This is a genomic window from Paraburkholderia metrosideri, assembly GCF_904848625.1.
Taxonomy (GTDB): Bacteria; Pseudomonadota; Gammaproteobacteria; order Burkholderiales; family Burkholderiaceae; genus Paraburkholderia; species Paraburkholderia metrosideri.
The window spans coordinates 103,939-117,453 of the sequence record NZ_CAJHCP010000007.1; the positions used below are offsets into that span (position 1 = coordinate 103,939).

General features: G+C 55.5%; 11 protein-coding genes. 6 read left to right on the forward strand and 5 right to left on the reverse strand.

From position 1 onward, the window contains the following. Positions 1 to 24 precede the first annotated feature (24 nt). Complete coding sequence (locus LMG28727_RS34215) at positions 25 to 306, forward strand: hypothetical protein (protein WP_236592064.1); 282 nt, start codon at positions 25 to 27, stop codon at positions 304 to 306. A gap of 127 nt (positions 307 to 433) precedes the next feature. Here LMG28727_RS34215 and LMG28727_RS16510 read toward each other — a convergent pair whose 3' ends face one another. Next, positions 434 to 1,795 (reverse strand): hypothetical protein, encoded by a 1,362-nt coding sequence (locus tag LMG28727_RS16510; RefSeq protein WP_201643391.1) that lies wholly within the window; start codon positions 1,793 to 1,795, stop codon positions 434 to 436. Further along, positions 1,788 to 2,945 (reverse strand): nucleoid-associated protein, encoded by a 1,158-nt coding sequence (locus LMG28727_RS16515; RefSeq protein ID WP_201643392.1) that lies wholly within the window; start codon positions 2,943 to 2,945, stop codon positions 1,788 to 1,790. Before LMG28727_RS16515 ends, LMG28727_RS16510 begins: the two co-directional genes overlap by 8 nt. A gap of 488 nt (positions 2,946 to 3,433) precedes the next feature. Between LMG28727_RS16515 and LMG28727_RS16520 the strand changes: the two genes are divergently transcribed. Continuing rightward, positions 3,434 to 4,393 carry an SOS response-associated peptidase family protein gene (locus LMG28727_RS16520; protein WP_201643393.1) on the forward strand — a complete coding sequence of 320 codons (960 nt, stop codon included), beginning with the start codon at positions 3,434 to 3,436 and terminating at the stop codon, positions 4,391 to 4,393. A 121-nt stretch (positions 4,394 to 4,514) separates the two neighbouring features. Here the strand turns inward: LMG28727_RS16520 and LMG28727_RS16525 are convergent, their stop codons facing one another. Beyond that, entirely contained in the window at positions 4,515 to 5,954 is a 1,440-nt protein-coding gene (locus LMG28727_RS16525) for a hypothetical protein (RefSeq protein ID WP_201643394.1), read from the reverse strand. Positions 5,955 to 6,014: 60 nt separating this feature from the next. Beyond that, a complete protein-coding gene (locus tag LMG28727_RS16530) occupies positions 6,015 to 6,848 on the reverse strand; it encodes a three-Cys-motif partner protein TcmP (RefSeq protein ID WP_236591994.1) in 834 nt (277 codons plus the stop codon). A gap of 120 nt (positions 6,849 to 6,968) precedes the next feature. Between LMG28727_RS16530 and LMG28727_RS16535 the strand changes: the two genes are divergently transcribed. Next, positions 6,969 to 8,234 (forward strand): three-Cys-motif partner protein TcmP, encoded by a 1,266-nt coding sequence (locus LMG28727_RS16535; protein WP_201643395.1) that lies wholly within the window; start codon positions 6,969 to 6,971, stop codon positions 8,232 to 8,234. Here LMG28727_RS16535 and LMG28727_RS16540 read toward each other — a convergent pair. After that, positions 8,227 to 8,976, reverse strand: a complete 750-nt coding sequence (locus LMG28727_RS16540; RefSeq protein WP_201643396.1) for a DUF5131 family protein — start codon at positions 8,974 to 8,976, stop codon at positions 8,227 to 8,229. The two genes, LMG28727_RS16535 and LMG28727_RS16540, sit on opposite strands and share 8 nt — an antisense overlap. A 370-nt stretch (positions 8,977 to 9,346) precedes the next feature. Between LMG28727_RS16540 and LMG28727_RS16545 the strand changes: the two genes are divergently transcribed. The 3 genes from LMG28727_RS16545 to LMG28727_RS16555 all read left to right on the forward strand — a co-directional run bounded on the left by LMG28727_RS16545 (position 9,347) and on the right by LMG28727_RS16555 (position 13,507). Continuing rightward, positions 9,347 to 9,565 (forward strand): hypothetical protein, encoded by a 219-nt coding sequence (locus tag LMG28727_RS16545; RefSeq protein WP_201643726.1) that lies wholly within the window; start codon positions 9,347 to 9,349, stop codon positions 9,563 to 9,565. A 313-nt stretch (positions 9,566 to 9,878) separates the two neighbouring features. Further along, the gene (locus LMG28727_RS16550; protein WP_201643397.1) at positions 9,879 to 11,171 is read left to right on the forward strand and encodes a hypothetical protein; all 1,293 of its coding nucleotides are present in this window, start codon (positions 9,879 to 9,881) and stop codon (positions 11,169 to 11,171) included. Positions 11,172 to 11,176: 5 nt separating this feature from the next. Further along, a complete protein-coding gene (locus LMG28727_RS16555; protein ID WP_201643398.1) occupies positions 11,177 to 13,507 on the forward strand; it encodes a hypothetical protein in 2,331 nt (776 codons plus the stop codon). Positions 13,508 to 13,515 lie beyond the last annotated feature (8 nt).

The following is a 13,515-nucleotide window of genomic DNA, read 5'->3' on the forward strand; positions in this document are numbered from 1 at the left end:
TTAAGCCGCCATAGGAAACGCATGATGGACGTGCCTGTTCGAAAGCACCCGATGCCGGAGATTGCGGCGTTCGTGACCGAATTGCGCGCGGCGTTCGGAGATGCGACCATCGACCAGGCGGTCGCAAGCGGCAAGGCGGGCGAGCCGACCTTTTTCGCACGGGAGAATGGCCGGACGGTCGGCACGAAGGCGAGTGACAACCCGAATTGCTGGCCAGTCGACAATAGTGTGCGGGACCGGCATTACTGCCGGGGATGTGACGGGTCATGCATCGGCACCGAAACGCGGTGCAGTCAATGGAGGTGACGCATGTGCTACTCAGCTCAAGTCTGGGCGGACTATCGCCGCCGTGAACTGACTCGCGCTTGCTGGAAGTTGCCGATTGGGGCGACGGGACGGGCCAAACGTAGTCAGTTAGCTCACCACTGCGCAACTATTTGCCGGCCGCTGAGCTAGCTTGCGAGTGAGCAACTTTGGCCGCCGACGCTGAACGCGCATTGGCCGCGGATGACGTCGAGGTCGCAGCGCCGGCCTTAGGGCTTACCGACGACGAACCCGCAGTAACACCACTTGCGTTCGTAGCCACGCCACGCCCTGCTTTCTGGGTAACGTCGGCCTTAGCTGTTGCAAGATGCGAGTCTTGTTCAGGGTTGGTAAGCCTGAAATAGACGACATGAGCCAGCACTAAACCAGTTGCAAGTACAACTGCGACGGCTACTAGCGCGACGCGTTGCCACCAAAGGCGCTTCAACAGGAAGTCGAATACGCCAGCGAATTGCTCAGCTATGGCTTCATAGTTCTTCTTGGTGTGCTCTTTCTGCCGCTTAATTTCTCCGTCAATAACCGCAAGCGTAAATCGCTGATTCACTAGCAGGAAGCTTACGAGAATGGCGAAGACCCAAACGCCGGCTAGCACGGCAGTATTCACCCAAAACTCGTAGCCATAAGTGGTCGCTGACTTCATCTGTGTGGCGACCACAATGGTGGCCACCGGGATGGTCAGAATCTGTGTCTGGATATCGGTAAATACCTTGTGAATTTTTGCGGCGTATTCAACCTTGGCCGTTTCGAGTGCATCACGAATCTTGTCGTACGAGAATTCAGAGATGAAGACCCGATAGCCGTGAGTCGCCTTTTCCGCCAACTCGGGCAGATTGGCCAGAAGTCCTGAGAACCGGTCGGGCTCAGCATATGGCTGGCAAGTTTCACGAATCGCACCTTCGAGAATGCCAAGTTTCTTCTCGTTGAAGGCGTCATCGCCGACGAATGCGAGCAGCTTGCTTGTTGCAGCTTCGTCCATGATGGCCAAGTCTTTCACCGTGTACGCGATGGGCATCTCAAATCGACCACCATGCACGAACACGAGCTTGCCCGCATCCCTATCGAGGTATGCGGCCACAGTCTCCAGCAGCTCGACGAGTTGCAACAAACGCCGGTATTGCTGAACCTCAGCAGGAGGGTCAGCATCGCCTTTCGCGAACTTGCGCTCAATGAGAAAATAATTCTTGGGCTCTTTGAGACGATGTCGCTGCGCCTTCAACAAGCCGGTCATATCGTCAGTGAGCATTCCGAGCCCGAGCTTCGGTTCCCCGAACTCCACATGAACAGTGTTGCCAACGGCGACTGCGGTTGTATCTTCGGTGATAGCAACTGAATACTCATGCAAATCATTGAGACACACTTTCAGGGCATCGCAAATGCCCTGATTCGTAATGTCCAACTCGCCTTTACGCTCCCCTGTGAATTTGGTGGCTCGGTAAAGCGTGACGAGGTAATCGAATCCTGTATCACTCATCTTGCTCTTCAGCGTTTAGCTTCTGCTTGAAATCGTCAGGCAGATTGTGAAGCGTGAGCGTGCCGTTCTTGCTGTTGTAGACCGCTTGGCCGTCGTTGAACGCCTTCCGCGTTACTTCCACTTTCCAGAAATTCGTCTGAGCCTGGAATTTCACCAATGGGCTCAGAGCGGCTTTGTCTGGGACGAACCCGTCCGCCAGCTCGACCGAGGCGTCGCTGAAGACCTTACTGATAGCAGCCGGCTCCTGCGGCCAAGCCGCGTTGCAAAAATCTTCAACGATAAACGGCGCTTTCTTTTTTGCCAATTCATCGCATAAATCAAAGACTTTCCCAAGCCAAGCGTCTCTTTCTTTCACGTCTGCGATGTTCTGAGAGGCGAAGGCCTGAAGTGCCGAAGTGAGCTTTTGAGTCTCTGCCTTCGCAAGCACGGCATCATCACACCCCATGAAGTGCCGGAAATAACCAGAGACTTGTTCACTCTTCTTTCCCTTCAGAAAGCCGATATAGCGGTCGATTTTTTCTGTCCAACCGGTGAGGTCAATGCGGCCAGCAAGGCGGAAGTTACTAAGGTCGACGTGCTCAGAGTCGACAATGTCGAGGTTTTCCGTGATGGCGCTACCAAGGGTCTCAGTCACGATAGCGAACAGCAAGTAATTCCGCTCGCCGCTAACTAGGTGGCAAATGAGCACATAACCACCTGTAGACAAGGGCGCGTCATCGGCCTTGCCCTTGAGGATGCCCATCGCTGCTAGCGAAAAATCCAGAAAGTCACTGGATTTGTCGATGAAATATTCGCGCACGCGACGCTGCATCGGAAAGTTGTCTTCATTATCTTCAAACTTCCCGTAGCCCTTACTTGCTTTATCGCTATAAAGCCCGTGCAAGGCGTCAACAAGACGCTGAACCGGCTTAGTCACCTTAATGACCGTTTTACGCGGAACAATCGTCCCCTTTGCGTGTGTTTCTTTCTCGAATTTGTGAACAACAAGACCCGCAATTTCGTTTGCCACGCTGCCCTCAGTATGCTGTTTGGTATTAATTTTCTCGCGCGTGGTTGGCGCGATGCGCATGCAATGTAGCACAGGCATAACGAGTGGAAATGTGGCGAACTTCGAAATGTCTGAACGTTGTGTGGGTGCGGCTCGTTGCATTTCTTGTCACCATTCGCGACCTTGCTGGGCCGGACAATAAACCGTCAGTGGTTCGGCAACCCGCCCACGCGGGGTTTGGGTACCGGCAACTCCCGCGACGTCGCCCCGTGCAATGCTTCGACTAACGCGGGCGGCTGGAGTCAGGGCAGTGCAGGTGTCGGACAGGCGGTAATTCATCGCGAATACTGTATGAATGTACAGTATTGTATATTAAAAACCGATTTCCTTAGTGACCCTTTTTTGTGTATTTCTCGCTGGCTTTGATAACAGATTCGCGCGATAGCGTTCGATGTCTGAAGTTGCTGCGTCGTGGCAGATTTGCGTCATACATTCAGGGATGCGACCATTGGACAGCGGTCACGTGCAGCAGCGCGGGCGAGCCAACGAACCCGCGAGTCGACGATAGCGTGCGCGACCGACATTACTGTCGGGGATGCGGCGGGTCATGCATCGGGACCGAAACGCGGTGCAGTCAACGGAGGTGACGCATGTGCTACTCAGCTCAAGTCTGGGCGGACTATCGCCGGTATGTGCGGATGTTCGGCGCGCACATGGACATTGCCGAGTTCGCGCGCCTCTATTTCCTGCAGGCCGAAGGGAGCGGCGCAAAGACGCCGAAGGCATTCGACGATGCGTTCCGCGACCCGCAGACCGACGACGAGCGTGAGATACGGCAACTCATCGACACGACCTGCGCCCAGCAGAAAACGAAACTTGAGCAGGAGCTCTTCAAGCAGCGCACCCGACTGACGGAAGCCGAGCGCAAGCTGGAATCGAAGGTGACGAAGGCTGCGACCGAAAGCCGACGCATCGCTACCGACAAAATCGAGGCCGCGCTACGCCGCATTGAAGACGTCAACCGGACCGACTCGAAGCCTCGCGATTCCCGCATCTTTCCGGGGTGGTACGCGCCGGTGCTGGTGATGGAGAACGGCGAATATGTCGTCAAGCCGATGCGCTACCAGTGCCGGGTCGCGGGCACGCCGGCCAGTTTCGATATGAAATATCCCGGAACATACAATGCGCGCAAAGATTCATTGGATGGCTTCTGGAAGTCGTGCTTTGGTCAAACGCATGGCGTGATGCTCGTCGAGGTCTTCTACGAGAACGTGAAGAGGGCAAAGATGGAAGGCACTCTTCTTGAGACGCACAATAAGGACGAGAACGTCGTCCTCGAGTTTCAACCGAGCAACCGGCAAGTGATGCACGTTGCCTGCCTGTGGTCGCGATGGACTAAGCCGGGTGAGCCCGACCTGTTGTCGTTCGCGGCCATTACCGATGACCCGCCGCCGGAGATTGAAGCGGCCGGCCATGACCGGTGCATCATTCCCATCAAGCCCGAGAACATTGAAGCGTGGCTGAATCCGGAAGCATCAAGCCTGGATGCGATGTACGCCATCCTTGATGACAAGGACCGGCCTTACTACGAGCACAAGCTCGCGGCGTGAGCCAACGCCACCGGAGTAGGCGCCGTGAGACCGACCAGTCGAGAAACTCGGCTACTCGGCGCTGCTCGCCTAGACCGAAATGCTGCTTCCGCTCCGGACTTGCTTTTGGGAGCTGCTGACGTTATAGCCAATGAGCGCCTTTGCGGGATTGCGCGCCATAGCCAGCTGGTAAAATGACCATGTTTGGAATGAAATTTTTCATCGGTGGCCCACGCCAGAAGTCGGACGAAGTCTCGTCGATGACTATCACCTGGTCCTTACTATCCACCGGCCCCAGCGCGTGTAGAACGATTGCGATAACAGCTTTCATCGACTCCATGCGCTCAACGGATGAGATAACTTTTTTCCTTCGTTGAGCCTCAACACCAGGGCCTTCCAACGTCTCAAATGCGACATGCAGGACAGCGAGTTGGTCGTTGGGAAGCTGGCGTACGGCGCGCGCTATTGTGGTCTTCACGTCCCGTGCTTTCCGCTCGATTGCATCGTCCGCATCGCAACTGAACGTCGCTCCACTCGCCCAATCCACTGTGTTGAGAAACGTCGAAAAATAGCCGGGAGTTTCGCTTGAGTCTTTTCTCTCGCCATCCACCGACAGTGACGTAATCGCATTTTCTGGGACCCAGTCGCCGCCGAGCAAATGGCGCAACTTCGAGCCAGCCAACTTCAATGAGCTCCATTTGAGGTCAGAATCGAGTGCTTTACGGTCAATCAGTCGCACCCGAACAGTAGCATTTTCGTCGGATGAAGTTGCGTCGTTATCTATAAGTGGCAGTAGCCCTGCAATTCGCTTGGACAACCAGTCGTTCGGCAAGGTCTCTAATCTGGCGTGCGCCACGACGTCCAGCCAAACCGATTGGCCCTGTTCGCGCAAGGACGGAACGGCTTCTTCCCAATGGAGCCTCCAAAGCGCCTCCTCTTCAATCGCATACTGAGACCGCGACGACATTCGCTTGCATTCGACCAGAAGTTTTACCCCGGACCGTTCAACGCGCATATCGGGTGTCGGGTCACCACCTTCCGGGAGGAACTCCACAGTCCATCCCAATTCGGCATACGAGAGCGCCACAATCACTTCGAATATGAACCCGTCAGGCTCGCGCTTGCGGTCTGTCATCGTCTCTCGCAGCTTGGCATCAAGATTCTTAACGGACCCTGCATATTGCAGTTTGCGTCCAATCACCCCTATGAATGGCAGCGTTCGCGAGGAGTAGTATGTCGGCATCTCGTACGGGCGAGCGATAGCCAACTCGCATAAATAGAGATACCACGCGATGGTGTCGTCGAACGCAAGCAAGGGCGCATCGACGTAGCCCATGAGCTCGGCAGATTTTCTCTGAAACTCCGCGGCGATGGCATCGCGTCGGGTGAGCCAGGCGTCGACTCCGATTTGAGCAACAAAAGCATCGAAGGCGCGGCGCAACACGACTGGGTCGGGTTCCGAAACTTCGACGTCGGAATCTTCTGCGGTCAGCGTGGACACCTTCGCCCATGTTGAATGGGTACGCATGAGGCTCTTAAGGCGGCGCTCGTTCTCGCTCATTTCACTAACTGGCTTGGTCACGGTATCGTTGTCAGTGGGTCGTAACGTGTTCACATGTGTTGCAGAGAGTCGGCATCGGCGTCACATACCTGGGAACGACTGCTGCTTCGCTGCCGGCAACGCAGCGGTATTCCAGAGCTTGGTCGCAAGTGGATGGCGGGCAAGATGGATAAGGCGATACAGCGGCCCCTTGTTCATGTTGACGAATAGCGGTTTGGATTGCGCAACCTGCATCTTGGTAAGGTCTGTCACGAGTGACTCCCAATACTCCAGGTACGCACCGACCTGCTCGCGCTTCGGAACCTCTCTCAACCGCAGCTTGCTGCGCCAACCCGGCGCGGCGGCATCCAACCTCGAACTGGCCAGATTGAAGTCGCCCCCAATGTTTCGTTGAACGTCCATGACGCTGAAGTGAATCAGTAGGTCGATGTTCGGTCGCGCCGCGAGCTTGCGGATAATCTCGAAGTCGAGGTGCTCGATATTGAACGGGTCGAGGAAGGCGAAATGCAGTCCCCGAGGCAGCTTGCCGAGCACTTGGTCTACGGTCTTGGATGCGCTACCTACATAGGCCTGTACCGTGGCACCTGCGTCGCGAAGTCGCGCAGAACAAGCCTCCACGCTTCCCGCGTCGGCATCAGCGATGAACATCTCGTTGAACGGCACGCCTCCTCGCTCTGACATGCGCCACGCCGACAGGACGCCACCGTCAGATATAACACCAGACTCACGGTTCAGTACGCGTCCCGGCCCAGAGAAAAGGTCGATAAACGAGGCATAGGGCCACTTCGCCCGAGCCTTTCGCGCCGCATCCACATATCGTGACAGTGCAACGTGCTTGTCTTCCGACCAGGGACCAACCTTCATCACCGGCAAACCGTCTGCCGGGTCGATGACAATCTCGTCGTCGTTTTTCATGGGGACGCTTTTTCTCGTATTTCAGCGCTCAGTAGGAAGTGAAATAGTATGCCGTGATTTCGAAATAACTACTAAAACCTGATAATCTTTTGAGAGACCAAGGGCCCCATAAAACCAAGAATGGCGAAGACAGAAGACAAGTATTTCTGGCAGGTTGGGCATCGTCCACCGATTCTTGACCAGCACAGTGCCGTCAAGCATTCGATTGTCGAACAGTACGTTCAGCAGTACATCGAAACCCTGATGAGTATGCCTACTATGCCCAAACTAACTTTGACGTTAGTGGACGGTTTCGCTGGTGGCGGGGAATACCTTAACGACAAAGCTGAGTCGGTCGACGGCACGCCACTGCTTATGATGCGCGGCGCATATTTGGCCCGTGCCAACCTGAACGTTGGTCGACGTACACTGCGCGAGGTCGATGCTGAGTTTTTCTTTGTGGAGAAGAAACCACAATCTGCAGAGTATCTGAGTCAGCATCTGGAAAAACGGCGAGTTGAAGGCGCGGTCGCGCAACAGGACTTCGCGCGGTCGAAAGTGTTGAAGGGTGGCTTTCTTGACGAACTACCGGGAATCGTGAAGCGCATCAAAGAGCGCAAAGGCGGTAACCGGGCGATTTTTCTGCTCGACCAGTACAGCTATAACGCCGTTCCGATGGAAAAGCTGCGGTGGCTGATGACAGAGTTGCCAAACGCAGAGGTCATCATGACCTTCAACGTCGACTCGCTCCTCACCTACATCAGTGACACTGAGCCGAATCGCAAGGCTGTTCGGGGAATCGGCATCGAGAAATACATTCCTTGGACCCAACTCGGCCAAATCAAAGCGGAGCATGGACGGGCCGCGCTCCAGCGCTACGTCGCGCACGGCATCAAGACTGAAACGGGTGCGCCGTACATGACCCTGTTCTTCGTCCGGCCAGACTCGGCGAATCCTTGGAGCTACTGGCTCGTGCACCTGTCGCGGCAGTACAAGGCTCATGACGTGATGAAGTCGCTGCACTGGGAGCATTCGAGCGAGTTCGGTCATGAGCTCGAGCCTGGGCTCTTCATCCTCGGCTATGACCCAAAACGGGACGAGCAATACACCGGGCAGTCCATCCTTTTCGATACCGGCGGCGCACAGCTCTGCATTGAGACGTTGAAGGATGACCTTGGCCGGGTACTATCGAGCCGACAGGAACCGCTCACATTGCGGCAGTTGCTGACCGAACATATCTCGAACACCATCGCCGATGAAGCGCGGCTAAAGATGGTCATCCGGGGTTTGCACGCCGAAGGCAACATCGTGGTGTCGAACAAGGAAGACAGGGCGCGGCGGCCATCAAAGCACTACAACGCGTCCGACATCATCGAATACTCGCCACAGCGGCGCTTCTTCACGTAAGCAATACGCGCTCTGGCATGTCGTCCCAGGTCCGACCGTCGAGGAGGCGTCCGTTCGCCCCCTTTGAGCGCCGGACGCCATCGCGGCCCCATGCCCCCCATTGCTTGAAGAAGAACTTCACGCCTTGTTCTTCGCATTGGAGCTTGACGTTGTGCACCCATTCTTCCCGCATCGGACGCGCCTTCGGTCCGGATTCCCCGCCGACGATGACCCAGTCGATATTCTCAAGATTGAGGGTGCCAATGTCTTCGAGAAGAGGCTCGACTGACAGGAAGCGTACGCCGCCTTCTACCTCACGCAGCTCATCGATACGAGGCACACCATACTTGCGGTCCTCTACGGTCACGCCGAGCCAGGCGTTCACAGGAATGTCCCTGCGACTGCAGTAGCTCGCGAGGCGCTCCGCACGCTTCGTGAGAATCTGGAAGGTGTGTTGCGGACAGGCTCGAATAGAGTCGAACACCTGTGTGATGTAGGCATCCGGAACGGAGCGGTGAAACAAGTCGGACATCGAGTTGACGAAGTACACCGTCGGGCTCTTACGCTTCAACGGCTCGTCGAGGCGACCCGGCAGGATATTCAGCCTGAAGCCGTTCTCGTAGCCAGGCGTTCCCATGGCGTGCAGGCGCTTCGCCATCCCTTCGGCGTAGCAGTTTTTGCAGCCCTTGGAGATTTTCGTGCAGCCCACCGTTGGGTTCCACGTGCGCTCGGTCCACTCAATTTTGCTTTGCCCACCGCTCATTATTCAACCTCTCAATTTGATTGCGATTTTATCGGGCTTCCTGCTGGTGCTACGAAATAGCCATGTTTCCGTCATGTGCTCGCATCTTCTCGCTGCGCGAAAGCAACGGCACACCCGCCCTTGCGGCGGTTCCGCCTTCGCAGTATAGAGTTATAGCTGTATATTCATACAGTAAAGTAACAAAAAATGTTTCCCGGTCTGGACGCGGGCCATGCATCCGGGATGCATGGGCAAACAGAGTCTCGGGGGAATCGACCGCGCCAAACGGATCGGGACGTCCGACCAACAGCGTGGTGACGAAGCGGGGTATTTGATACCGACCATATTTGGCTCAAGAAAGCCGGCGCATGCTCATAGGAACATGAAGACGATGCAACAGGCTACCTATAAAGGTTACGTGCTATGGGGTCACGCTATTGAGCAGCAGGATGAGGTCCTAGCGCTCAAGCGATACGCCGCGAGCGGGACGATTACGCGGGACCGTAAATTCGTGGAGGCCTCTGGCATCCTCGGTGTCTTCGATACCGACGAGGAAGCGCAGGAAGTCGCACTGTCGTGGACGCGGGCGTGGGTCGACTCGCATGAATAACCCGGAGGGCACTAATAGGGCATTTGAAATGACAGGACACAGGGTAAGCAAGGCCTCAGCCGCGCCTGAGGAAGCCATGGCTTGCTCGATGGGTGGTCAGCTCAGTGTGCAAGCGCGGGCTGAGTTAATGTCTCCGCGCCAAATCGTGTACCGATGTTCGACAAAAAGCGTCGCAAGCCCTAGAGCGCAGGAAGTCCCGATTAGCGGCGGGGACCGAAAGCGATGCCATTTCGTCATCCCTCCTCGACTGCTCAGATACAATTTCGTAGCCTCTCCGGCCAGATGCTCGCTAAATGTGTATAGGAAAACCCAAATGAAAATGCCGGCCCCAGACATTGAGAGCATCGAGACTGCTGTAAGGTCGCTCGATACCCATGACGGCACGGAACTAGTTATAAGCCCGGCAGGGTCCAGCGTGACATCTTTCTGCGCGGAAGCTGCCCTTCTGCAATTTGTGGTGACGTGGGCACGACGAAACCAGTCGTCGGCCGTCGCTGCGTTCTCCGGCCTTGACGGCGCAGCAGAGCACTTCGAAGCAAGCCTTCAAAAACAGCTGGGGCTCCCATACGTGTTGGCAGCCTGGGTGCTGGCAACACAGTTGTTGGACGCGAATGGCCACGTGCTGAAGCGACGCGAGGCAAAGGGCTTTGCCGCGTTCCTCGACGCAATGGACGACTTCGAATTCCAGAGGACCCATGAGACGGCAGAGAGCAGAGCCAACCTCGTATGCGTACAGGGTAGCAAACGGGAATTCATCCGACCGTTCTATGAACAGGTCAAGTCCAGCTGGCGCGTAAGACCGGAAGGTGACGTCCGAGTTGTAATTCAGGACATTCTTGTCCAGCTTGCTGAAAACTGGCACGCCAAATACCTTCGGGAAGTCGCCGACCCCTTGGCTCACCTCGTGCGAGAGCTGGTAGAAAACTCAGATTGGTGGTCACGTTCAGACCACCGTGGTGTGGAGTATGACAAAGGTGTTCGCGCGGTCACGCTTCGCCTCCACGATATTGATGACGACAACCTGCACATGTTCGCGGGCGGCAATTCCCATATTCAGAGCTACCTCCTGCACAATCTGACGACGCATCCCCGAGCGAAAACGGATGACCAGCCCAGCTCGCATGCTGGCATCGTGCGAAAACTGAGCTTCATGGAACTCACGATGGTCGACTCCGGACCGGGATTGGCTCGTCGTTGGCTTGCAAGTCGGCCGGAGGACAAGAGGTCTGTCGACCATCTAACGGACATCTCTTTGTCCGATGAGGAGGAGGCAGTCATCGAATGCTTCAAGAAATGGCGAACGACTTCAGGAAATTCGCTGCGCGGCGTTGGCCTATTTAGCGTAGCAAGCCTGCTGAAAAAGCGAAACGGATTTTTAAGGCTACGTACAGGGCGTCTCGGATTTCTCTTTGGCACTCAGTCGGCTATCTCGGGTATCGAGACGGAATTGAGAAAGCACGACACTTCCGTCGACTACATCAAATTCAAAGACGGCACTCATATCTTCTTGCAGCAGGGAAAAATGGAATTCTTTCTCCGACCGTGGTCGCAGAAAGAACTTGGCGCGGTTGAAGGAACCGCTTACTCAATCCTGCTCCCGGTGTGAAAGATATGCTCTTTATCCCTTTTTCCGGGCCGGTACCGCATACAAAAAACGCACTTCTGCTGTTCCTTGGCTCGGATACACCCGATTGGACCGAGATTGGGGAGAGGTTTAAGCGCTGGACGGCCGCAAACGTGGTTCCACCGCGCCTTTTTGTTTTGGCGAACCTAGAGGCGGCGAAGAAACTCAAGGACGACTTTGAAGCCGTTGGCGGCAGCGGAACATCCATCCAGGTCGTCTCGCGACTATGCGACGTCTGGTTATTTTCTTACACGGGCAATGGCGACATATCGCATGTAGCCGAACAAAATCGACTGCAAATCCAGGGATTGGACGACCTCGTGGTGCCTGCGGTTGACAGCCTCATAAAGAGAGAGCTTTTGGCGGGTGGCCTTGTGGCGGCCGCGCCTCAAGGGTTCTACTTCTCTAAGTTGTCGTCTCGGAACTCGTCACACTTCATCCGTGCCGAAAGCCTTCTCAGCTGCACAGCGTCTATTGAGCTACTCGCGGTTCGTCTTCTTAAATCGTTTCGCGACTACTGCAATGCATTGCCAGAGGTGAAAGTACGCATCCTCGTCGATTCAATGGTCATTTGGCCGGTGGCGCAAGCGCTGGTTTCAATGCGTCGCGAGAAAGACGCAAAACGCAGATACGTCATCGAAAGCTTCCGTTCCTACGACGGTCTCTCCGACGATAGCATTGAACCTGGCCCTGCATTCGTCCTTATCTCCGCTTCGACTTCCGGGGGACTTGAACAGCACTTACTTGAAAGGCTGGGACGGAAGGACGTTGAGTGTTATACGGTCTTGGGTCTTGAATCCAAGGTCGCGCTCAACGACGATGAGAGGAAAGAACGGCAGCGGAAGATTATCTACACTCTGCCTAGACATTTGACGGGGCCAGCTTCGCTCGAAGGTTTGCGTCCACTGTTCGAAACCGACGTGTCGGAGGTTCCACCCGGCTGTGAGTCGGTCCGAATTATTGGTGAGCGATTTTTAAATCAAAACTTCAAGCCTAAGCCTGTCCGTCTTGCCCATAAAGCGCTCGAAGATGGTCGCAAAACCACGTTGGCGCAGCTATCAGCCGATAAGTTGGTGCTCGTAGCACGTCGGAGACAAGAAAGAATGTTCTGGTCGTTGTCTTTCGACATCGAGCGCCTAGTCAACAAATACTGTATCGACGATGTTAGCGGCGAATGCCTGCTGCGAAGCTGGCTGATTAACTACGCAGCTGCCGGCAACATGGTCGTCGTTTATCCCGCAGACGTTCTTGAAAGTGGCCGCCCCGGAGAAGGCGAAGCCAAGCGCATGGCTATGCGGACTCGCGACTTGCTTTTGGAGAAGTCGCCAGGGGCTGAAGTCCGCCTTGTGAATAGCAAGGACCTAGAGCGACCGTCTGAAGAGTTGAAGTCGTTCATAGTCCACGCAGGAGTGGTTATTGTTGCACCCATTTTGGGGAACGGCTTTACCTTCAAACGGGTTAGCGCAGCCTTGAGAGCAATACAACCGAAGGGGCCACGTTTGTATATCGCGTTGACCGTCCTTGCCGAAAGTCAGGCTCGGTTGAATGAACTGCGTACCGACTTGCAAATGAATGGCGACGAGAGCGCTTATCATTTCAAAGCGGCCATCCAGTTGGCCATCGGAAAAATCGACCAGGACATTGATTGGCACGGGGAATCGCAATTGGTTTCGCGCGTCCTTACCGCCTGCGGTGAAGATGGAGTGCCGGTTCCTCCGTTTCTTGTTGGCAGGTTGAAAGATTTCCGGGCGGGTAACGGATTAAACGGCTCAGTCGCGCTTATGCCTTCGTATAGCGGACAACCACCTGCGATGTCGCCAGGTTTTCTGCTATGGCGCTCGAAAGCGACGCTCTCCGGTCACGAGCTGAATGCTGGGGTCTTTCTGACTGTCGCGGTGTTTCTCGAGGCATGTCGTACAGCCGCTAGCAAGGATAGCGATACGAGCCTGATAAGCGGTCTCTTCCAGCAGACGCTAATTGCACCGGCGAACTTTACGAGGTTTAACGACCCAGCGATTCAAGCAGCGCTCCTGAGAGCTGCATACAAGTCAGAGCTAAATTTCTCATCAAGTCCCGACCTGAGCAGCGACATGCAACGCCTCGTCATGAGGCTCATCGACCTGTACGACGCGCCGGCTGGCGAGGCACTTCCCGAATTTTTACTGGCTTTGGCCATGGGTCGTTTGACACTCGCTCGCGAGCATATGAAGGAGCTATTACCAGAGGCCGCAAAGCTTCCGGGATGGCTACGTTATCTCGCGGAAGAGCTTCCCGGATGGTCCGCTGTTAAGGACGAGGCCAGCGTCAACGTGGCGTAGTGTTCATC